Annotated in this window: 19 protein-coding genes; 7 read left to right on the top strand and 12 right to left on the bottom strand. The window is 64.9% G+C overall.

The features are described 5' to 3' along the window. The 3 genes from ACODS2_RS02590 (at nt 1) to ACODS2_RS02580 (ending at nt 4,789) form a co-directional block, all read left to right on the top strand. Nucleotides 1-2,277, top strand: coding sequence for a CoA transferase (locus ACODS2_RS02590; protein WP_488997440.1), 2,277 nt, complete (start codon nt 1-3; stop codon nt 2,275-2,277). After that, nucleotides 2,274-3,803, top strand: coding sequence for an acetyl-CoA acetyltransferase (locus tag ACODS2_RS02585; protein WP_488997439.1), 1,530 nt, complete (start codon nt 2,274-2,276; stop codon nt 3,801-3,803). The genes ACODS2_RS02590 and ACODS2_RS02585 overlap by 4 nt, the downstream gene beginning before the upstream one ends. 203 nt (nt 3,804-4,006) lie before the next feature. Beyond that, nucleotides 4,007-4,789, top strand: a complete 783-nt coding sequence (locus tag ACODS2_RS02580) for an SDR family NAD(P)-dependent oxidoreductase (protein WP_488997438.1) — start codon at nt 4,007-4,009, stop codon at nt 4,787-4,789. 123 nt (nt 4,790-4,912) lie between these two features. On the opposite strand, the gene ACODS2_RS02575 is transcribed toward ACODS2_RS02580, so the two are convergent. The 9 genes from ACODS2_RS02575 to ACODS2_RS02535 form a co-directional block, all read right to left on the bottom strand. After that, nucleotides 4,913-5,683: a helix-turn-helix transcriptional regulator gene (locus tag ACODS2_RS02575; protein WP_298167329.1), complete on the bottom strand. Its 771-nt coding sequence runs from the start codon at nt 5,681-5,683 to the stop codon at nt 4,913-4,915. Nucleotides 5,684-5,806: 123 nt separating this feature from the next. After that, nucleotides 5,807-7,015 (bottom strand): acyl-CoA dehydrogenase family protein, encoded by a 1,209-nt coding sequence (locus ACODS2_RS02570; protein WP_488997437.1) that lies wholly within the window; start codon nt 7,013-7,015, stop codon nt 5,807-5,809. Continuing rightward, the gene (locus tag ACODS2_RS02565; protein ID WP_298167323.1) at nt 7,015-7,755 is read right to left on the bottom strand and encodes a ThuA domain-containing protein; all 741 of its coding nucleotides are present in this window, start codon (nt 7,753-7,755) and stop codon (nt 7,015-7,017) included. The genes ACODS2_RS02570 and ACODS2_RS02565 overlap by 1 nt, the downstream gene beginning before the upstream one ends. A gap of 27 nt (nt 7,756-7,782) precedes the next feature. Beyond that, a complete protein-coding gene (locus ACODS2_RS02560; protein WP_488997436.1) occupies nt 7,783-8,814 on the bottom strand; it encodes an acyl-CoA dehydrogenase family protein in 1,032 nt (343 codons plus the stop codon). Next, nucleotides 8,811-10,052, bottom strand: coding sequence for a cytochrome P450 (locus tag ACODS2_RS02555; protein WP_488997435.1), 1,242 nt, complete (start codon nt 10,050-10,052; stop codon nt 8,811-8,813). Before ACODS2_RS02555 ends, ACODS2_RS02560 begins: the two co-directional genes overlap by 4 nt. A 96-nt stretch (nt 10,053-10,148) precedes the next feature. After that, on the bottom strand, nt 10,149-10,889 hold the full coding sequence (locus tag ACODS2_RS02550) for an SDR family NAD(P)-dependent oxidoreductase (protein ID WP_488997434.1): 741 nt from the start codon (nt 10,887-10,889) through the stop codon (nt 10,149-10,151). A gap of 1 nt (nt 10,890) precedes the next feature. After that, the gene (locus ACODS2_RS02545) at nt 10,891-11,256 is read right to left on the bottom strand and encodes a limonene-1,2-epoxide hydrolase family protein (protein ID WP_488997433.1); all 366 of its coding nucleotides are present in this window, start codon (nt 11,254-11,256) and stop codon (nt 10,891-10,893) included. An 11-nt stretch (nt 11,257-11,267) separates the two neighbouring features. Beyond that, nucleotides 11,268-12,041, bottom strand: a complete 774-nt coding sequence (locus tag ACODS2_RS02540) for a ThuA domain-containing protein (RefSeq protein WP_488997432.1) — start codon at nt 12,039-12,041, stop codon at nt 11,268-11,270. Nucleotides 12,042-12,054: 13 nt separating this feature from the next. Beyond that, nucleotides 12,055-13,092: an NADP-dependent oxidoreductase gene (locus tag ACODS2_RS02535; RefSeq protein ID WP_488997431.1), complete on the bottom strand. Its 1,038-nt coding sequence runs from the start codon at nt 13,090-13,092 to the stop codon at nt 12,055-12,057. 194 nt (nt 13,093-13,286) lie between these two features. Between ACODS2_RS02535 and ACODS2_RS02530 the strand changes: the two genes are divergently transcribed. Then, nucleotides 13,287-14,735, top strand: coding sequence for a carotenoid oxygenase family protein (locus ACODS2_RS02530; RefSeq protein WP_488997430.1), 1,449 nt, complete (start codon nt 13,287-13,289; stop codon nt 14,733-14,735). Between the two features lie 20 nt (nt 14,736-14,755). After that, nucleotides 14,756-16,369, top strand: coding sequence for an AMP-binding protein (locus ACODS2_RS02525; RefSeq protein WP_488997429.1), 1,614 nt, complete (start codon nt 14,756-14,758; stop codon nt 16,367-16,369). Nucleotides 16,370-16,566: 197 nt separating this feature from the next. Here ACODS2_RS02525 and ACODS2_RS02520 read toward each other — a convergent pair whose 3' ends face one another. The 3 genes from ACODS2_RS02520 to ACODS2_RS02510 are packed head-to-tail and all read right to left on the bottom strand — an operon-like array spanning nt 16,567 to nt 18,130. Continuing rightward, a complete protein-coding gene (locus ACODS2_RS02520; RefSeq protein WP_298167296.1) occupies nt 16,567-17,370 on the bottom strand; it encodes an SDR family NAD(P)-dependent oxidoreductase in 804 nt (267 codons plus the stop codon). Between the two features lie 5 nt (nt 17,371-17,375). Beyond that, on the bottom strand, nt 17,376-17,726 hold the full coding sequence (locus tag ACODS2_RS02515; protein ID WP_421839545.1) for a putative quinol monooxygenase: 351 nt from the start codon (nt 17,724-17,726) through the stop codon (nt 17,376-17,378). After that, entirely contained in the window at nt 17,726-18,130 is a 405-nt protein-coding gene (locus ACODS2_RS02510; protein ID WP_488997428.1) for a YybH family protein, read from the bottom strand. Before ACODS2_RS02510 ends, ACODS2_RS02515 begins: the two co-directional genes overlap by 1 nt. Nucleotides 18,131-18,276: 146 nt before the next feature. Here ACODS2_RS02510 and ACODS2_RS02505 point away from each other — a divergent pair, with 146 nt between their 5' ends. Both ACODS2_RS02505 and ACODS2_RS02500 read left to right on the top strand, forming a co-directional pair. Continuing rightward, the gene (locus ACODS2_RS02505; protein WP_298167287.1) at nt 18,277-19,038 is read left to right on the top strand and encodes an SDR family NAD(P)-dependent oxidoreductase; all 762 of its coding nucleotides are present in this window, start codon (nt 18,277-18,279) and stop codon (nt 19,036-19,038) included. Nucleotides 19,039-19,042: 4 nt separating this feature from the next. Then, a complete protein-coding gene (locus ACODS2_RS02500; RefSeq protein WP_298167284.1) occupies nt 19,043-19,468 on the top strand; it encodes a nuclear transport factor 2 family protein in 426 nt (141 codons plus the stop codon). Nucleotide 19,469 lies beyond the last annotated feature (1 nt).

Here is a 19,469-nt window from a genome sequence, read left to right as displayed (position 1 = left end):
ATGCAGCCAGAGGCCATCGACCGCCCGCTTTCCGGCCTCGTGGTGGTCGATCTCGTCGCCAGCCCGCTCGCGGGAATTGCCCGAACCTTGCGCGAACTCGGCGCCGACGTGATCCGCCTTGAACTGGGCGGACGCGGCGGCTGCCCGCAGGATCAGCCCCGCGCCGAACTCGCATACTGGACGGCCAATCTCGGCAAGCGAATCGAGGCGATCGAGGAAGCAGACCTCCCCGCACGCCTGGCCTGCGCTGACCTGATCATCGAAGATCTCTCCGCAGAATCGGACAGCATCGATTGGGCCGCGATCCGCGCCGCCAACCCCGCGCTCGTCCACATGACCGCCACCGGCTTCGGCCTCGGCAACGTCTTCTCACACTGGCAGTGGACCGACGGGGTGCTCCACGCCCTCACCAGCGAACTCTCGCGCTCGGGCATCAGGGGCCGTGCGCCGCTGCTACCGCCGGGCGAGATCGCGCTGCAGTGCGCGGTGGCGCAAGGCGCCTTCGTCGCGATGGCCGCGCTCACGCAGGCGCTCGTCAGCGGCACTGGCACCCATGTCGATTACGCCGCGCTCGATGGCGCGATGCAGGCGCTCGATCCCGCATTCGGCATTTCCGGCAGCGCCACCAATGGCCGCCCCGCCGCCTCGCTTCCACCCGGCCGCCCGCCCAAGGGCGTGCAATATCCGATCATCCCGGTCGCCGATGGCTATGTCCGCCTTTGCGTGCTCGCCCCGCGCCAGTGGCAGGGGATGCACGCGATGATGGGCTCGCCCGCCGAATTCGCCGGGCCGGAATTCCGCGACATCATGATCCGCTTCAAAAGCAAGGAACTGCTCGCGGCGATGCAGGCCTTCCTTGCCGACAAGACCCGCGCCGAAATCGAGGCGCTCGGCCAGCAGCACGGCGTCCCCCTTGCTGGGCTCAACACCCTCGGCGATTGCCTTGCCGCCGATCACATCCGCGCGCGCGGCACCTTTGCCGAGGTGGACCTGCCTGGCGGTCGCCGCGTGCCCGTCCCCGATGGCCTGATGGTGATCGACGGGCAGCGCATGGGACCAATCCACGCCAGTGCCCCCACCCCGCGCCCGGCACACGCGACTGCAAAGCCCGGCCGGCCGCTTGAAGGCCTCAAGGTGCTCGATCTTGGCGTGATCGTTGTCGGTGCAGAGACCGGCCGCCTGCTCGCCGATCTCGGCGCGGATGTGGTGAAGATCGAATCCGCTGCCTTCCCCGATGGCTCGCGGCAGACCTGGCTGAAGATCGGTCTTTCGAGCAGCTTCGGCGCAGGTCACCGCAACAAGCGTAGCCTTGGCCTCAATCTCAAGTCCGATGAGGGCAAGGCCCTGCTGCGCCGCATGGTCGCCGATGCCGACGTGATGCTCTCCAATTTCAAGCCCGGCACACTCGAATCGCTCGGCCTCGGCTATGCCGAACTCAGCCGGATCAACCCGCGGCTGATCGCGGTGGAATCGAGCGCGTTCGGCGCGACCGGCCCGTGGTCGAAGCGCATGGGCTACGGCCCGCTGGTTCGCGCCGCCGCGGGGCTCACCGCAATGTGGCGCTACCCCGATGATCCGGAGAGCTTCTCGGACTCGGTCACGATCTACCCTGATCACGTCTGCGGCCGCATCGGCGCGAGCGCGGTCATGGCGCTCCTTGCCCGCCGCCAGCGCACCGGGCGCGGCGGGCATGTCGATGTGGCGCAGGCCGAAGTCATGCTTGCCCAACTCGCCACCGAAGTCGCCGGCACCGCGCTCGGCCTCGCAGACAGCGAGGACGCGCTATCGGGCGTGTTCCCCGCGAAGGGCGAAGATGAATGGTGCGTCGTCACCCCGCGCGATGAGGCCGACCGTCAGCGGCTCTCCGCCGTGATCGGCAGCCAGGACCTCGCCGCATGGCTGGCGGACAGGGGGGCTGCAGAAGCCGCGCGAGCTTTGCAGGCCGCCGGCATTCCCGCTGCCCCCATGCTCCGCGCTGCGGACCTTGCCGATCATTCCTACTACACGGCGCGCGGTCTCTTCCGCAGCGATCCGCACGATCTGCTCCCCGAACCGATGACCGCCGAGCGCCGCCCTGCGGTCTGGCAATCGATCCCGGATGCGGACGCCCGCCCTGCCCCGCTGATGTGTCAGGACACTTACGCCGTGATGCACGACTGGCTGGGTATGGACGAAGCCGAATGCATTTCCCTTGAAGCGGCGGGCGTGCTCGAAACGATCCCCGAGAAGATCCGCGAGATGGTCGCCACCAAATCCTATCTGGAGACTGCCCGATGAATGCGCCTTTGTCCGATTCTTCATGGGGGACTGATCCCGAACGCATCCCCGTAATCATCGGCGTCGGCCAGTTGAACGACCGGCCCGCGAGCCCCGAACTCGGGCTCGATCCGCCGGGCCTGATGGCCGCAGCGCTGCGCATCGCGGAAACCGATGCGGGCGGAAATCTGCTCGCTGACCTCGACAGCCTCGCTATCGTCGATCAGATCAGCTTCCGCCACCTCGGCAATCTGTGCGACCGCGTGGCTGCAGCCATCGGCGCGAACCCGGCGGTAAACTACCAGTCCGAAGCCCCGCATGGCGACACCCCGATCCGCCTGCTCAACGAAGCGGCCAACCGCATCGGCGCAGGCGAAGTGAAGCTTGCCGCCGTGGTCGGCGCGGAAGCCCTGCGCACCGCCGCCGGCCTTGCCGCGCTGGCGGCAAAAGGCGAGGACAAGAGCTACAACGCGGTCCGCAATGTCTCGACCCGCCGCGATCCTACTTACGCGCAGGCGCATGGCCTGACCGCGCCGGTCGATGTCTACCCGATCTACGAAAATGCCGGTCGCGCCGCTTATGGTCAGACCTTGGCCGAGGCGCAGGCCGAAAGCGGCGCGATCTGGGCGGGCATGAGCCAGGTTGCCGCCGCCAATGAAGGCGCGTGGATCAGGAAAGCCGTGAGCGCCGAAGACATCCTCACGCCGGGTCCGTCCAACCGTCCGCTGGCCTTCCCCTATACCAAGCTGACCGTCGCCAACTCCTCTGTGAACCAAGGTGCGGGCTTCCTTGTCGCCAGCCTCGCCGAAGCGCGGCGGCGCGGCATTCCCGAGGAGCGGCTGATCTACGTCGGCATGGGCGCCGCCGCGAAGGAAGACCCCAGCATCCTGCGCCGCGACCGCTATGATCGCTCCTCCAGCATGGACACCGCGATACGCCGCACGCTGGAGCTCAACGCGATGACCGGCGCGGATTTCGACCATGTCGAGCTCTACAGCTGCTTCCCCTGCGTCCCCAAGATGGCGCGCCGCGTTCTCGGCTGGCCGCTGGATAAGCCCGCCACGGTGTTTGGCGGGCTGACATTCGGCGGCGGCCCCATCGCCAATTACATGAGCCATGCGGTCGTCTCGATGGTGGACCGCCTCCGCTCGGGGGATGGCCAGACCGGCTTCCTGTTCGCCAACGGCGGCTACGCAACGGACAACCACTGCATCGTCGTCTCGCGCCAGCCCATCGCCGCCGCGCAGTTCCCGCAGGACTTCGACTATCAGGCCGAAGCCGACGCGGCGCGCGGGCCTGTGCCCGAACTCGACAAGGACTACGTCGGCCCCGCAATGGTCGAAAGCTACACGGTCTTCCACAACCGTGAAGGCGCGCCTTCCAGCGGCGTGGTCATCGCGCGCACGCCGGAAGGCAGGCGCACGCTCTGCCACATCGATGTGGCCGATGCCGCGATGCTCGGCTTCTTCATGGATGGGACGGTGGAGCCGGTCGGCACCAGCGGTGCGATTGCCGTGATAGGCGAATTGCGGGTGTGGGGGCGGTAAGGTCCCCCAAACCTGGCCCAACCACCTCCGTCACACCATTCCCTCGTCATCGCGAGCACAGCGAAGCAATCCAGAGCGTCACGCGCTACCGCTCTGGATTGCTTCGCTGTGCTCGCAATGACGAAGTTATGGTCGAGATCAAATTTGCCAGTAGCCGGTCCGCATCGCCGCCCTATCATTGCTCCAAACCAAGGAGGAAATGCATGAGCGGACGGTTCGCAGGCAAAGTGGCGCTGATCACCGGGGGCACTTCGGGCATCGGGGCGGGCACCGTGCGGCGGCTTGCGAGCGAGGGCGCGAAGGTCGTGTTCACTGGCTCCAAGGCTGAAGCCGCCGCCGCGCTCTGCGCCGAAACCGGCGCGCAGTTCGTCGCGCACCGCGTGGAGGACGCCGCCGCATGGGACGTGCTGATGGCCCAAATCAAGGCCGAGCATGGCCGGCTTGATGTCGCCTTCGCCAACGCCGGCATCGAAACCGGTGACAGCAGCGTTGAGGACATCACCATGGAAGCATGGGAGCGGGTCATGGGAGTCAATCTCACCGGTGTGATGCTGACCATCCAGCACGCGATCCGCGCGATGCGCGCCAATCCCGATGGGCCTACCGGCTCCATCGTGGTGAACTCTTCGATGAGCGCCTATCGGCCGCTGGCCAACTACGTCGCCTATTCGGCGAGCAAGGGCGCGCTGATTGCGCTGATGAAATCCTCGGCGCTCCACTGCGCCACTCTGAAGACGAAGATCCGCGTCAATTCGATCCACCCCGGCGTGGTCGAGACCGAATTGATCCGGGGCGTGATTGACCGGTCGCCCGACAGCGCCGCCGCGCGTGCGCAATTCAACGCGATGTCTGCCATCGGCCGCATGGGCCGGGTCGAGGAAATTGCCGCACTGGTGGCGTTCCTCGCCTCGGACGAAGCGGGTTTCATCTCCGGCTCGGAATACGGGATCGACGGGGCGAGCACTGCGGGGATGATGGGGGTTTAAGGTCCGCCCCAAGACCTCGTCATCCCCGCGAAGGCGGGGATCCAGAGCAACATTGCGCTGCGCCGGCTCTGGATCCCCGCCTTCGCGGGGATGACGAAATGGTGGTTGGGGTTTGGGCGGCCCTCAGGCCGCCGCCCCCAAATACCCCAGCTGCCCCGCCTTGAACACAGCCTGGCTGCGGTTCACCGCGTTGAGCTTCTCGCCCGCGCGCTGGATGTGATAGCGCACGGTTGCGTGGCTCAGCGCGAGGATCAGGCTGATTTCCTTGTCGGTCTTGCCGATGGCGGCCCAGCGCAGGCATTCAACCTCGCGCTTGGAGAGGCGGCAGTCGCTCGGGATCCACTGCTGCGTGCGCATCGTGCTGACGTAGCTCGCCACGAAGCGCCGGGTCAGCGCACCGAGGAAATCGCCGTGCTCGGCAAACACGTTCGACAAGTCATCGAGCGTCTTGTCCACCGGCACGAAGCTCGCTGCGGCGATCTGGCCGAACGAGAGGTGCGAGGGGATGACGATCATCGCCCGCGCCTTGCTGAACTTGTGGAACTCCGAAAAGTTCAGGTCTTCAAGGTAGTTGTTGCGGCTGACGGTGAAAGCACCGTGGGCGTTGCACCAGAAGGGCTCGCTTTCATACCGGCTGGCGCGCGGGAAGGGCGAGGAGAGCGCCAGCGTGCCGTTCTCCCACCAGCGCTCGCCATCGGCGGTCCAGCCGAAGATGTCCGCGTTGATGATCTTGCCATCGGCATCGAGCATCTGCTCCTTCGACGAAATGTCGGGGCAGACCGCTATGCGCAGGTCAAGCTTCAAGGCAACGTCGCGAATGGCAATTGCGGCGGGCCGCACGTCTTCAACGGCCCGAATCGTCACCTGCTCGAAGGTGGTGTTCGCCCAGTCCATGGTGCATCCTCTCGTCGGTGCCAGTTATTCCGGCATCCGGATCGATTCGCATGCTAACCTAGTGCGTGCCGTAGCGGAAGCCCCATCCGAAACGGTTCGGACATGGGGCTTCCGGGTAACAGGTCAGAGGCCCAAGACCTGCTTGGCGATGATGGTTTTCTGCACTTCGTCCGAGCCGCCGAAGATCGTGTAGGCGCGGCCGTTGAGATAGGCGGGCATCGAAAGCTGCGCAGCGCGGCTGCCGACATATTCGGGCGCCTCGTTACCATAGAGCGGGCGGGTGACGGGGAGCTGCAACCCATCGTAGCCGAACAGGTCCACGGCCAGTTCGTCGATTGCCTGCCGCAGGTTCGAGCTCGTGAGCTTAACCAGCGAGGTCTGCGGCCCAGCCGGGCGGCCCTTGGCGAGCTCGGCCAGGATGCGCAGCTCGGTCACTTCGAAGGCTTGCGCTTCAAGCCGCAGGCGGGCCAGGCGCTGCGAGATATTGGGATCATGGATCATGCTGCCATTGGTGCCCGAGGCTTCCTCGCGCGCCCAGCGTTCGATCCGGTCGAGTTTGGCCAGCAGCGCAGGCGCCGCGCACGAACCGCCGCGCTCGTTCTCGAGCAGGAACTTGGCGATCGTCCAGCCCTGCCCTTCCTCGCCGATCAGGTTGTCCGCCGGGGTTTCGGCATTGTCGAAGAAGGTCGCGTTGACCTCGTGGTCGTTCGCCATCGTGATGATCGGCGAGACGCTGACCCCCGGCTGCTCCATCGGGATGAGCAGGAAGCTGATGCCGCGCTGCTTCTGCACAGTGGGATCGGTGCGGACGAGCGCGAAGATCCAGTTGGCGTGGTGCGCATGGGTGGTCCAGATCTTGGAGCCGTTGACCACGTACTTGTCACCGACCCGTTCAGCGCGCGTCTTCACCGCAGCAAGGTCTGACCCCGCGCCCGGTTCGGAATAGCCCTGGCACCAGTAATCCTCGCCCGAAATGATACGGGGCAGGAAGCGCGCCTTCTGTTCGGGCGTGCCGAAGTGGCAGATCACCGGTCCGACGAGGCGCAGGCCCAGGATCGGCAGCGAAGGCGCGCCGGCAATCGCGCATTCCTTCTCGAAAATGTACTTCTGCGTCGGCGTCCAGCCCGGACCGCCATCCTCGACCGGCCACGAGGTGGCGAGCCAGCCCTTCTCGGCGAGAATGGCCTGCCATTCGCGGGTGATGTCGGGCTCGGTGAACACGCTCGGTGTGCTGGCCGCGCCCTCGCGCAGGCGGGCGTTGAGCTTGTCGTCGAGGAATGCGCGCACTTCCTTCTGGAAGGCGAGATCCTCGGGGGCAAAATCCATATCCATCAGGCTATCTCACTCATGGCCCAGCGAATGCCGCGGCGCAGCGTCTCGTAATACACGGGATAGTTCCAACTGCAGCGTTCGGGATGTGTCCAAAAGGGCAGCAATTCAATGACATCGAAATGGCTGCGGCAGTGGCCGAGCGTATTGTAGAGCACCCCGCCCTTGCCGTGATCGCGCAAGTAGAGGATCGGCACGACGACGTTCGAATAGTTCGCCTCGATGAAGCCGGTAGCCTCACCATCGAAGCGCGTCTGCATCAGGATCTTGATCGGCGCCTTTTCCTTCATGATGTAAAGCTCGTCGATCACGTCGAAATCTTCGAGGCCTTGCGTGAGCGCATGGGTCTTGTCGACCACCTCGACACGGAACGGCCCGATGGGCGGATGCGCCTTGAACTGGGTGCCGAGCACTTCCATCACGTCGTCGCGCTCTTCTGGGCAATCGACCCCGCCTTCGACAAACTTCAGGATCGAATTGGTGCCATGGAGCGCCAGCCAGCGCCCGCCGCGATCAAGGAATTCCTTGATCTTCACCGTCTCTTCCGGCGTCGGCAGCACGGTGCAGGTGTAGGTCACGAGGAACTGGCACTGCTCCAGCCGCTCGGTGTTCGAAAAGTCCATCGCCACGGTGGTGCGGATTTCCGGATGCTCGCCGAGCAGCTTGAGCACTTCGAGCCGGGCGAAGTCGATATCGTGGTATTTGCCGGCGGCCACGAAGTGGGCATCGATCCGCTTGGTCATTCCTAACACTCCAATTACCCGCCGCGGTCACGCCGCGCGGGCGTAATCCAGAATATCGCTCGCCGGATCGCCGAACAGCTTGGACAAAAGCACGATCCGCTTGAGCCCGTGGCCGATCCCAAGTTCGTCGCTCATGCCCATGCCGCCGTGCAGCTGCACCGCCTGATGACCGACCCAGATCGCGTTCTCAGCCACATGGGCCTTGATCGCCGCCATCGGTGCCGCAGGCTGCAGCAGCGCGCGAAGAATCGCGGACTGTATGCTCTCGACCCGCGCATAAGCATCCACCATGCGGTGCTGGAGCACCTGGAACCGCCCCAACGGCTGGCCAAACTGCTCGCGCGTCTTGAGATATTCCAACGTGTCGGCAAACAGGCGCTGGGCAATGCCGGTCATCTCTGCCGCCGCCATCAGCCGCGCCTCATCGATCACCGCGGCGAGGTCCGCCGTGAGCGGGCCTTCCGCCGCCGCATCGTGGAACGTCACGATGGCCGCGACGCCGCCATCCGCGACTGGATAGGGCCGCACTTCGACTTCCGCCGCCTTGGCATCGACCACATAGAGCCCGGTCTTGCCGCCATCCTCGGCGGTCACCACGAACACATCCGCCGCGCCGCCGCCCAACACGAACTGCTTGGTGCCGCTCAGCTTGCCGCCGCGCGCTTTCACGCCGCTCGCTTCCAGCACGAAGCGCCGCCCCGGCTCGGCAAAGGCAAACGCTGCGATCTTGTCGCCCGCAATCACGCCCTCGAGGTGCGAGGAACCCGCGAGCAGCCGCGCGGGAAGGAACCCGCACTCCAGCCACGGTTCCACCGCCTGCGCATGGCCCAGCGCCTGCGCCACCACGGCGAGATCGCCGTGCGATCCATCCATGCCGCCATCCGCCTCACCCGCAGCGAGACCGATCAGCCCCAGCTCCGCCAGCTCCTTCCACCGCGCCCGGTCGATCCCGCCGGGCAGTGCCCGCGCCGCGCGCCGTGCGGCCACGTCCTGTCCCTGGCAAAAGCGCTCGACCGCCGCCTTGAACAGCTCCTGGTTCTCGTCGAGATCGAAGTTCATGCAGCTGCCTTCTTGAAGGTAATTGGCACCGAAACGAACCCGCGCAGCAGCAGGTTCGGAGAAACGCGCAGCTCCGCGCCGTCCTTGATACGGATATCATCGAGCCGGCGCAGCAACTCGGTGAAGGCGACAGTCATTTCCTTGCGGCTCAGCATGTTGCCCACGCACATGTGGATGCCCTTGCCGAAGGCGAGGTGCGTGCGCGCATTGGTGCGCTCGACGTCGAACTTGTCAGGATCGGGATACTTGGCCGGATCGCGGTTCGCCGCCGCATAGCGCAGCATGACCATCTCGCCCGCCTTGTAGCTGTGCCCGCCCAGCTCGGTGTCCTTCTTCACCAGCCGCCACATGCCCGCCGTCGGCGTATCGAGCCGCAGCACTTCCTCGATCATGTTGCCGATCAGCGCGGGATTGGCGCGGACCTTGTCCTGCTGATCGGGATTTTGCGCGAGGTGGACGATGCCGCCTGCCAGCGAGTGCGTGGTCGTCTCGTTACCCGCAACCATCAGCTGCTGCGCGATAGAGAGGATTTCGGCGTCGTTGAGCGGCGTTTCGCCATCGAGCCGGGCATTGACCACGTCCGAAAGCAGATCATCGGTCGGCGTCTCGCGGCGGGCGTCGATCTTGACCTTGAGCTTGCGCTGGAAGTCGACGATCTCGTGCGCGCACTCGATCTCGCGCTCACGCGGGATCATGTGGCCGAGCCGATCGGCAAAGGCATCCGACCAACGCTTGACGTCTGCGCGCTCGGCCTCGGAGAAGCCCAGCTGCTCGCAGATCACCTGCACCGGCAGGCCGACGCTGAACGCGGTCACGAAATCACACTCGCCGTCTTCGATGAAACCATCGATCAGCTTGTTGACCTTGTCGCGGATGCCGGCTTCGAGCGCGTTCACGCGCGGCATCGAGAAGGCGAGGTTGACGAGCTTGCGGAAACGCGTGTGGACTGGCGGATCGGCGGTCAGCAGCGTGTTCATCTGCGGCCAGCCTTCGGCCAGAATGCCGCTCACTTCCGGATCCTCGGCCAGCGCACCCGAAAGCACGCCGCTGAAGTCGTTCGAAAAATCATCCGGACGCCCGGCCGCTTCCGAACACATCTCGTAGCTCATGATGATCTTCATGCCGGTTTCGGGCAGCTCGATCACCGGCGCATTGGCGTGGGCCCACTGGTAGAGCGGGAACGGGTTCTGCATCACCTCGGGATCGAGCAGTGATTTCGCGCTGGTCATTTCATTCATGGCAGTTCCCACTTGGTTCAGCTTGGATGTGGCACCGTCAAATACCCCGTGCCACGCGCGAAAATGCTAGGTTCGCTTGCCCTGCCGGGCAGGTTTTCAAGAGTGTACCATAACGCCGCCATCGACCATGATGCCTTGTCCGGTGATGAAGCGCGCATCGTCGGTGGCGAGGAACACCATGACATCCGCCACATCTTCCGGCTGACCGATCCGGCCAAGCGCAGAACGGCCCGCGTAATAGTCCTTCGCGCCCGGCGTGCCTTCGAACAGATCGCGCGTCATTCCCGTCGCAATTGCGCCCGGCTGCACGCAGTTCACCGTGATCCCGTTTGGCCCCAGTTCCATTGCCAGCGCGCGGGTCAGCCCCAGCACCGCATGCTTCGAGGTGGTATAGGCCACCAGCCCCGCATCGCCATAGCGCGACATGATCGAGCCGACATTGACCACCCGCCCATGGCCGGAAGCGGCCAGCATCGGCATCAGTGCGCGGGTCAGTTTCATCACCGCAGTCACGTTGATCGATAGCGCGGCGTTCCACGCTTCCTCGGTCATCTCGGTGAACGGGCCGTTGGGGCAGACGCCGGCGTTGTTGATGAGGATATCGCAGCCGCCGAGCAGGCTTTCCGCCGCTCCGGCAATCGCCGCGATGGCTTCGGAATCGCCAAGTTCTGCCACCAGCGTATGCGTGCCGACGATCCCCTCGCCCACCCGGTCAACGCCGAGCACCTGCGCGCCCTCGGCCAGCAGCCGCGCCGCCGCCGCTGCGCCCATGCCCGATGCCGCGCCGGTGACGACCGCGCGCCGCCCCGTGAGGTCACGCCCACGCGCAATCGTCATGTCAGGCAAACTCCCGCTGGAACTCGGCCATGTCGAAGTAATCACGCCACCGGCTGACCTTGCCTTCGGCGTTGATCTCGAACGTCCCCGAAACGCGGATCGCGCGCCAGCGCCCGGCGACGAGGAACTTGTCGGTCCGCTCGGTCAACACGACATTGCCGTTCGCAGCGATATGGTGCGTGATCCATTCGGTGCCTTCGATGGGCGGAAACTGCCCCATCAGCGCCTGAACCCCGGCGAGGCCCACGGCAGGCTCCATGGGGATGTTATGCCAGACGATATCTTCCGCCATCATGGCGAAGGCTGCGGGGGCATCACCCCGGTTCCATGCGGCGATGAAGGCCTCGACGATTTCCTGCGGGCTCATGCGCTTCTCCCTTAGCTCTGCGCTGTCCATTCCAGCGCATTGGCAACCACGCGGCGGACGACGGGGTTGGCATAGGTGTGCGGCCCATCGCCGAACTGGCAGTAGACCATCTGCGCCGCGCCGATCGGCTTCGTCCACGCCACCAGATTGCTCCCCGGCGGGTGCGGCCAATCGCTGTTGTCGAACATCCGCCCCGCCACGGCATGCGCCGCCGAATAGAAGTTTGCCGCCACGTAATCATGCTGCGCGCGGATCAGCGGCGTCACTTCGTCCTCGAACACTTCGCCGAGATAGAGTTCGTCATTCACCGGGAATGTTGCCGGGACGCCGACCAGCACCGGATGTTCCGCCACCAGTTCGGCCGTGTAGTCCACGTCGTGACGATAGCCCGAATCGAGCTTCATCTCCCCGCGCACCGGGCCGGGTTGATAGAGGAATCGTCCGCCCAGCCACTCGCTCCATTGCGGCCACTCGGCCCAGCCCGCAATCGCATGGTGCAGCATGACCGCGCCGCGCCCGCTGGCGAACCGCCGCTCCAGCGCCGCCTTGAAGCCTGGCGACGGCGCCGCCGTCTTCACCGTGCCGTCGGCAAAGGTATAGCCCGGCATATCGTAGAACAGCATGGCGTCCGCGTTATCTGCGGCCCCGGCGGCCACCCGCTCCTCGGCTTCGGGATGGACGTAGTGGGTCACCTCCCAATCGCCGAGACTTTCCAGAAACGCCGCGAACGGACCTTCCTCGTAAGGATGGCCACCAGAAAGGACGAGGAGCGTCTTCGCCGCCATGGTCTCAGCCGCCTCAGCTCAGCTTCAGGATCATCTTGCCGTCGTTCGAGCCGCTGAACAGCCGCAGGAACGCAGGCAAGGCATTGTCGATGCCTTCATCGACATGCTCATCGAACACCAGCTTGCCCTCGGTCACCCAGCCGGCCATCGCGGCGATGCCTTCGCCGAAGCGCGGCACATAGTCCGCCACGAGCAGGCCGGTCAGCGAGGCGCGCTTTACGATCAGTTGCCACACATTGCGCGCGCCGGTCTTTTCGCCCGCGTTGTTGTACTCGCTGATCAGGCCGCAGAGGCCGATGCGGGCATGCATAGCGAGGTTGTTGAGCCCCGCATCGAGGATATCACCGCCCACATTCTCGAAGATCACGTTGACGCCCTGCGGCGCGGCGGCTGCGATCTCGGCCGAAAGCTGGTCCACGCTCTTGCCGCGATAATCGATGGCGACATCGAAGCCGTAGCGTTCCACCAGCCGCTTGCACTTCTCTGGCCCGCCCGCGATGCCGATAACCTTGCTGGCGCCCTTTAGCTTGGCGATCTGGCCAACTAGCGAGCCAACTGCGCCCGCCGCCCCCGTCACCATCACGACATCGCCGGGCTGCGGCTTGCACACTTCAAGATAACCGAAATAGGCCGTCATCCCCACCGCGCCGAGCACCGAGAGGAAGTTAGTCGGCGAAGGCACGATGGTCGGATCGATCGGCGCGCTGAAGCCGCCCGCCTGCGAGACCGAGTATTCCTCGATCGCGTTGAGCCCCGATACCCACTGCCCCACCGGGAAATCGGCGGTCTTGCTCGCCACCACTTCACCCACGGTCGAGGCGCGCACCGAGGTCCCCAGCGGGATCGGCGGCATGTAGCTCGGCGCATCGTCCATCCAGCCGCGCATGGCAGGATCGAGCGAGGCGTAGTGATTGCGGATCAGGAACTGGCCGTCTGCCAGCTCGGGCAGCGGCTCGGAAACAAGGCTGAAGTCTTCGGCCACCGGCGCGCCATTGGGGCGGCGGACCAGCAGGAAACGGCGATTCACATCGAGCAATTCTGGCACGGACAAGCTCCTGATCGGGGGACTCCCCGAAACGCTAGAGCCTAGACCCCGCCACAGCCAAGACGACTCTCATTTTTGCCCATTGGAGCGAGGCTCACTCCCCATTTTGTCAGGTGAACGTGCCCCCCATCCCACCCACAGTGGAGGCAGGCCGCCAGCCAGCGCGGCGATGCGGGAACTTCACAAGGATTCTGGGGACCATGGCAGAACCGTTCTTCGATCACCCCTACCTTTCCGGCCACCATGCGCCGATCCGGTTCGAGGCCGATGCGCCCGATCTGATCGTGGTGGGCAAGCTGCCTGATGATCTCGCCGGCATGTTCTATCGCAACGGCCCCGATCCGCTCTATGCCCCGCGCGAGGGCGACTATCACTGGTTCGATGGCGACGGCATGGTCTTCGCATTCGAGTTCGCCGATGGCCGCGTCTCGCTGCGCAACCGCTGGGTCAAGACCGAGAAGCTCGAACTCGAAAAAGCCGCCGGGCGCCGTCTGTTCGGCATTTTCGGCAATCCGATGACCTCGGACCCCAGCGTGCAGGGCAAGCGCTACAACACCGGCAACACCAACATCATCCTTCACGGCGGCCAGCTTCTCGCGCTGATGGAAGGCGCGCCTCCGGTGGCGCTCGATCCGCGAAAGCTGGATACGCTGCACGAGGAAACCTACGGCGGCCTCGTCACCTCCAGCTTCTCGGCGCATCCCAAGATCGACTACAAGACGCGCGAAATGATCAACACCGGCGCAGCCATCCACGGCATGATGGGCCCGGCGGAAATGCGCTATGACGTGGTTGCGGCGGACGGGACGATCCGCAAGACCGAGATCATCCCGATGCCGCACTTCAGCCTGATGCACACCTTCCTGCTGACGGAAAACTGGGCGATCTTCCCGTTCATCCCGATCGACACCGACCTCAAGCGCTTTGCCGCAGGCGGGCCGATGACCGCGTGGGTCAACGACCGCCCGACCAAGTTCGCGGTCATGCCGCGCGAAGGCACGGCGGACCAGATCAAGTGGTTCGAGTTCGAGCCGCGCCACATGTTCCACGAGCTCAACGTGTGGGAAGAGGACGGCAAGATCATCGCCGACGTCGCCGCCGCCAATGGCACGGCCTTGTTCCCGGATGAAACCGGCGCGCGCCGCACCCATCTCGATACCCAGCAGAGCCTGCGCCGCTGGACCATCGACCCCACCGGCAACACCGGCTGGATCAAGGAGGAGGTCCTCAACGGCCGCGACATCCAGTTCCCCCGCCCCGACGACCGCCTGATGACGCGCAAGAGCCGCCACAGCTTTGCCAACATCAACCTGAAATCCCGCGATGGGCGGGTCGAAGGCATGGACGCGGTGCTGCGTTACAACACCGAGACTGGTGAGGAAGACATCTGGCACTTCGGCGCGGGCGCGGCGGCGGGCGAGCTGGTCTTCGCCCCGCGTCTCGGCAGCACTGACGAGGCGGACGGCTATGCCATGACGCTCGTCCATCCCGCGAACAGCGGCACCAGCGAGCTTGCCATCTTCGCCGCCAAGGACATCGCCGCCGGACCGATTGCCCGCGTGCTGATCCCCTTCCGCGTGCCGAGCGGCTTCCACTGCAACTTCTACGCCGAGGACAATCCGCTCTACCAGCAGGCTGTCACGAATTGATCCGATAACGAAAGCCCATCATGGCCACTATCCCTGCACATCTGGCCCAGTTTGCCGCCGACGGCAGCTGGACCAACATGACCATCGGCGATTACGCGCGCCGCTGGGCCCAAACCGATCCAGACAAGGTCGTATACCTCAATGATCCCGCCGCGCCGACTTACGCCAGCCTGCTCGCGGACGGCGAGGCACTCGCCCGCGCGCTCCACGATCTGGGCCTGCGCACGGGCGACGTGATCGGCTTTCAGGTGCCCAACTGGGTCGAAGCCTCGGTGATCAACCTCGCAGCCAATCTCGGCGGCTTCGTTATCGCTCCGATCGTGCCGATCTACCGCGACTCCGAAGTGATCCAGATGCTGGGCGACAGCAAAGCCCTCGCGTTCTTCGTGGCTGAGAGCTTCCGGAACTACGACTTCGCCGGGATGGTGGACCGCGTGCGTCCGCATTTGCCGGAACTGAAGCATGTCATCTATGTGCGGCCCACCGAGCGCAGCCCCGATTTTGCCGCGCTGGTCGAGCATGGGCGCGGCCTCAATACCCCGCTCGACAAGGTCGATCCCAACGCGCTGAAGCTCATCCTCTACACCTCGGGTACCACCGGCCGGCCCAAGGGTGTGCTCCATTCGCACAACACGCTGGATCGTGTCGCGCAGTTCGGCAGGCACTACAGCGGCGTGCCGAACGACATCACGCTGATGCCCTCGCCCGTCACCCACATCAGCGGCTTCTCCGGCGGGCTCGAGAAGCCCTTCGCCTCGGGCAGCCAGGTTGTCCTCATGGAAGTGTGGAAGGCCAAGGACGCGGTCGATCTGATCGACCGCTACGGGATCACCTCCACCGTCGCTGCCACGCCCTTCCTGCAGGAACTGTGCGACGCGGCGGAGGCAGTCGGCTCCAAGTTGCCCACCTTCCGCCGCTTCGCCTGCGGCGGCGCGGCCATCCCCTCGGAGCTGGTCTACACCGCCAACAAGCGCCTCGCGCACCCCTGCGCCTACCGCGTCTACGGCAGCTCCGAAGTGCCGCTGGCGACCCCCGGCATCCTGCCGGAAAACAGCCTCGTGGAAGCGGCTGAAACAGATGGCGCCGCGCTCGATTACGAACTGCGGCTGGTGGACGACGACGGCAACGAAGTGCCCCATGGCACCGATGGCGAAATTCTCGTGCGCGGCCCCGCCATGTTCCTCGGCTATGCCGACCCGGAGCAGACCCGCGAATCGCTGACGGAGGACGGCTTCTTCCGCACCGGCGATATCGGCAGGATCACCCCCTCGGGCGCACTCGTCATCACCGGGCGCAAGAAGGACCTCATCATCCGGGGCGGCGAGAACATCAGCGCCAAGGAAATCGAGGATGTGCTCCACTTGAACACCGCGATCAAGGAAGCCGCCGTCGTCTCGATGCCGCACCCGCGCCTTGGTGAAGGCATCTGCGCCTATCTCATCCCGATGGGCGAAGATCGGCCGGACATGGCCGCCCTTTCAGCCTTCGTCAGCGAGGCTGGCCTCGCCAAGCAGAAGTGCCCCGAACGCATCGAATGGGTGGACACATTCCCCCGCACTGCCTCGGGCAAGATCCGCAAGGACCAACTGCGCGCGATGATCAAGGCGCAGATGGAGGCTGAGAAGGCGGGGTAGGCGCAGACACCGCCTTTCTTCACCATCGTACCCCACAGTTCGTCATTGCGAGCGCAGCGAAGCAATCCAGAGCGGCCATGCCTAACCGCTCTGGATTGCGTCGTCGCTTCGCTCCTCGCAATGACGAGGGCGATGTGGAAAAGCCCTCCCTCCTTGCGGAGAGAGGGCTTGCGAACTCGAAACCGTAGGCGTTCGGATCAGCTCTGCGCCTGCAACGCCGCCATCGCTGCACCGATCGCAGCGCTGATTTCGCCCGGCCGCGGGTTGCGCCGCAGGGTCAAACCGCCGTTGATCTGCAGGTTCTGGCCCGACATGAAGCAATCGTCGCTCACCACCCACAGCGCCGCCTTGGCGATATCCTCCGAAGTGCCGACGCGGCCCAGCGGATATTCCTTGGTGAAGGCATCGACGAGACCGGGCACCGCGAAGGACTGCTCGGTCATCGGGCTTTCGGTGAAGCCGGGGGAAAGCACATTGGCGCGGATGCCCTGCGGGCCATACTGGTTGGCAACGCAGCGGATCAGCGCCTCAGACCCTGCCTTGGTCGCGATATAGGCGGCATGATCGTCGATCACGCACTGCGTGGTGGCCGAGGAGATCTGGATCAGCGAACCGCCGTGCGGCATTGCCCTGACGAACGCGCTCAGGAAATAGTGCACGCCCTTCAGCTGCAGCGCGATGATCTGGTCGAGCTCTTCCTCGGTGATCTCGTGGAGGCCTTTGAGCAGGCCCCAACCGGTCGCGTTGATTGCGATGTCCACCTTGCCGTGGCGGTCCAGCACTGTGGTCGCCAGTGCCTCGACATCGGCCTTTTTCGACAAGTCGCACAGCGCCCAATCGCCCGCGATCACGCCGGCAAACTTCTTGAGCTCCTCCGCCTTGCGCCCCGCGACGACGACTTTGGCCCCCGCATCGGCAAGCGTTTGGGCGATGTGCTGGCCCATGTTGCCCGCACCCGCCGCGCCGATCACGACAGCCACCTTGCCCGAGAGATTGGTCATCGCAGTCAGTCCTTTGCGGTGAGGAAGTTCGCCGTCGCGACCCCGTCCGGGCCATAGACCGGTTCCGAAATGTCGCAGCGATACTTGCGCGTATTGGCACCCAGGATGGTGAACCCGGCGAGATGCGCGCCCATCTTGAAGTAGGATTCGGCGAGCAGGTGAACGGCGAGATCCTCAGCGGTCTCCCACTCCTCGAACACGTGGATGCGGCCCGGATGGTGCGGATCGAGGCTCCACGCGTAATGGCGGCAGCCCTTCTCCGCGAGAGCCATGTCGATCAGCGGCTGGGCGTCCTTCAGAACCTCGTCACGGACTTCCGGCGCAAAATCGATCTCACCTGCGACAACCACGATCATCACGAATACCCCTTCAGAACTGAAAAACTGCGGCTCTGATAGAGCCAGGTTCCGCCGCGCTTGACGTATATGTCCTCGTAACGGCCGATGCTGCGGCGCAGGTTGCCTTCGAGGTCTTCGAGCGTCTCGTTGGTGTAGACGCGGCCGGTCGCCGTATCGCCATCGATAGCGATCGCGCCGGTCTGATAGAAGAAGCCGACGAAAGCGAAGGTCGACATCGCGCCGGTCCACAGGCCGACGATCGCGTCCTTGCCGTTCACGGTGTGCCCCGCCAGATCCCAGACGGCATCGTCCGCCCAGAGCGCGCCCCAATCGGTGGCGTCGCGCCGAAACACGGCGTCGGCATAGTTGTCGTGCAGCGCGCGGATGGCGAGCTGGTCCTCGATCGGTCCGGTGATAGCCATATTCTCTCCCAATTGGAGGGGAGCCTAAGGCGATTCAGAGGGCTCAGAAACTATCAATTCCGCGCGCTGTCAGCGCCCTCGTTTTGGCTATTCTGGCGTAGCAAAGGCCCGGGTTCACCGGGCGAAAGCCATGGATGGAGAGCGCGATGGATCTGGGTCTCAAGGGCAAGAAAGTCATCATGAACGGCGGGGCCCGCGGCATCGGCCTCGAAATCCTCAAGATCCTCACCACTGAAGGCGCCGACGTCGCGTTCTTCTCGCGCGATCAGGCCAAGATCGACACGGCCCTCGCCGCACTCGCCGGCAACGAGGGCAAGGCGCATGGCGACGCCTTCGACATGACGAACAATATCGAAGGCTACGTCGCGTGGCTGAACGGCGCGGTCGAAAAGCTCGGCGGCTGCGACATCTTCATCAACATGGCCAGCGTTTCCGGCGCCGGTGCCACGCAGGACTGGCAGAAGTGCCTCGACGTGGACATCATGGCTGCCGTCAAAGGCATCGAAACGCTCACCCCGGCGCTGGAGGCCTCGGGCGCAGGCTCGATCATCGTGATGTCGTCCACCGCCGCGATCGAGACGTTCATCATGCCGCAGGCCTACAACGCGATTAAAGCCGCGCTGATCACCTATGCCTCGCAGCTTTCGCAGGCGCTGGCGCCCAAGGGCATCCGCGTCAACACAGTCTCGCCCGGTCCGATCGAGTTCCCCGGTGGCAGCTGGGAGATGATCCAGGGCGCGATGCCGGACTTCTACAAGAGCATCAAGGCACAGATGCCGATGGGCCGCCTCGGCGCGCCGGACGAGGTTGCGCGCTCGGTCGTGTTCCTTGCCAGCCCCGCCTCGTCATACTCCACCGGCGTCAATCTCGTGATCGACGGTGGCTTCACCAAGCGTGTACAGTTCTGATCCGATGAGCAAAACTCCGCTCGAGCTCGCCCACACCATGCTCGGCTGCATCGACAAGGGTGATTGGGCCGGGGTGATGGCGATCACCTCTCCCGATTATGTCGTCCACGAACCGCCGGAGCTTCCCTTCGGCGGCGACTGGAAGGGGCAGGACGCGCTGATCCGCCTGTTCCCCCACGTCTGGAGCTACTGGGACGACGTGGTGGTGGACCGCCTCGGCATCCTGACGGACGAGAACTACTTCTGCCTGCAGCTGCGCATGACGATGACCTCGAAGCTCACCGGAAACCGCATCAGCACCTCGCTTGCGGAAACCACCCGCTGCGTCGATGGCCTTATGGTCGAATACACCATCCACTACCACGATTGTGCGCTCGTGGCCCGCGAAGCCGGCCCGCCGCGCCCCGGCGCGGTGAAGCTGGAGGCCTGAA

Source organism: Novosphingobium sp. FG137, assembly GCF_057809735.1.
Note: the sequence above shows the minus strand (reverse complement) of the source record. Positions and strands in the feature narration are given on the sequence as shown.

What these genes read in the sequence shown, in the direction of transcription:
- ACODS2_RS02590 (WP_488997440.1), top strand. Translation starts at nt 1, where the DNA reads ATGCAGCCAGAGGCCATCGACCGCCCGCTTTCCGGCCTCGTGGTGGTC.
- ACODS2_RS02585 (WP_488997439.1), top strand. Translation starts at nt 2,274, where the DNA reads ATGAATGCGCCTTTGTCCGATTCTTCATGGGGGACTGATCCCGAACGC.
- ACODS2_RS02580 (WP_488997438.1), top strand. Translation starts at nt 4,007, where the DNA reads ATGAGCGGACGGTTCGCAGGCAAAGTGGCGCTGATCACCGGGGGCACT.
- ACODS2_RS02575 (WP_298167329.1), bottom strand. Translation starts at nt 5,683, where the DNA reads ATGGACTGGGCGAACACCACCTTCGAGCAGGTGACGATTCGGGCCGTT.
- ACODS2_RS02570 (WP_488997437.1), bottom strand. Translation starts at nt 7,015, where the DNA reads ATGGATATGGATTTTGCCCCCGAGGATCTCGCCTTCCAGAAGGAAGTG.
- ACODS2_RS02565 (WP_298167323.1), bottom strand. Translation starts at nt 7,755, where the DNA reads ATGACCAAGCGGATCGATGCCCACTTCGTGGCCGCCGGCAAATACCAC.
- ACODS2_RS02560 (WP_488997436.1), bottom strand. Translation starts at nt 8,814, where the DNA reads ATGAACTTCGATCTCGACGAGAACCAGGAGCTGTTCAAGGCGGCGGTC.
- ACODS2_RS02555 (WP_488997435.1), bottom strand. Translation starts at nt 10,052, where the DNA reads ATGAATGAAATGACCAGCGCGAAATCACTGCTCGATCCCGAGGTGATG.
- ACODS2_RS02550 (WP_488997434.1), bottom strand. Translation starts at nt 10,889, where the DNA reads ATGACGATTGCGCGTGGGCGTGACCTCACGGGGCGGCGCGCGGTCGTC.
- ACODS2_RS02545 (WP_488997433.1), bottom strand. Translation starts at nt 11,256, where the DNA reads ATGAGCCCGCAGGAAATCGTCGAGGCCTTCATCGCCGCATGGAACCGG.
- ACODS2_RS02540 (WP_488997432.1), bottom strand. Translation starts at nt 12,041, where the DNA reads ATGGCGGCGAAGACGCTCCTCGTCCTTTCTGGTGGCCATCCTTACGAG.
- ACODS2_RS02530 (WP_488997430.1), top strand. Translation starts at nt 13,287, where the DNA reads ATGGCAGAACCGTTCTTCGATCACCCCTACCTTTCCGGCCACCATGCG.
- ACODS2_RS02525 (WP_488997429.1), top strand. Translation starts at nt 14,756, where the DNA reads ATGGCCACTATCCCTGCACATCTGGCCCAGTTTGCCGCCGACGGCAGC.
- ACODS2_RS02520 (WP_298167296.1), bottom strand. Translation starts at nt 17,370, where the DNA reads ATGACCAATCTCTCGGGCAAGGTGGCTGTCGTGATCGGCGCGGCGGGT.
- ACODS2_RS02515 (WP_421839545.1), bottom strand. Translation starts at nt 17,726, where the DNA reads ATGATCGTGGTTGTCGCAGGTGAGATCGATTTTGCGCCGGAAGTCCGT.
- ACODS2_RS02510 (WP_488997428.1), bottom strand. Translation starts at nt 18,130, where the DNA reads ATGGCTATCACCGGACCGATCGAGGACCAGCTCGCCATCCGCGCGCTG.
- ACODS2_RS02505 (WP_298167287.1), top strand. Translation starts at nt 18,277, where the DNA reads ATGGATCTGGGTCTCAAGGGCAAGAAAGTCATCATGAACGGCGGGGCC.
- ACODS2_RS02500 (WP_298167284.1), top strand. Translation starts at nt 19,043, where the DNA reads ATGAGCAAAACTCCGCTCGAGCTCGCCCACACCATGCTCGGCTGCATC.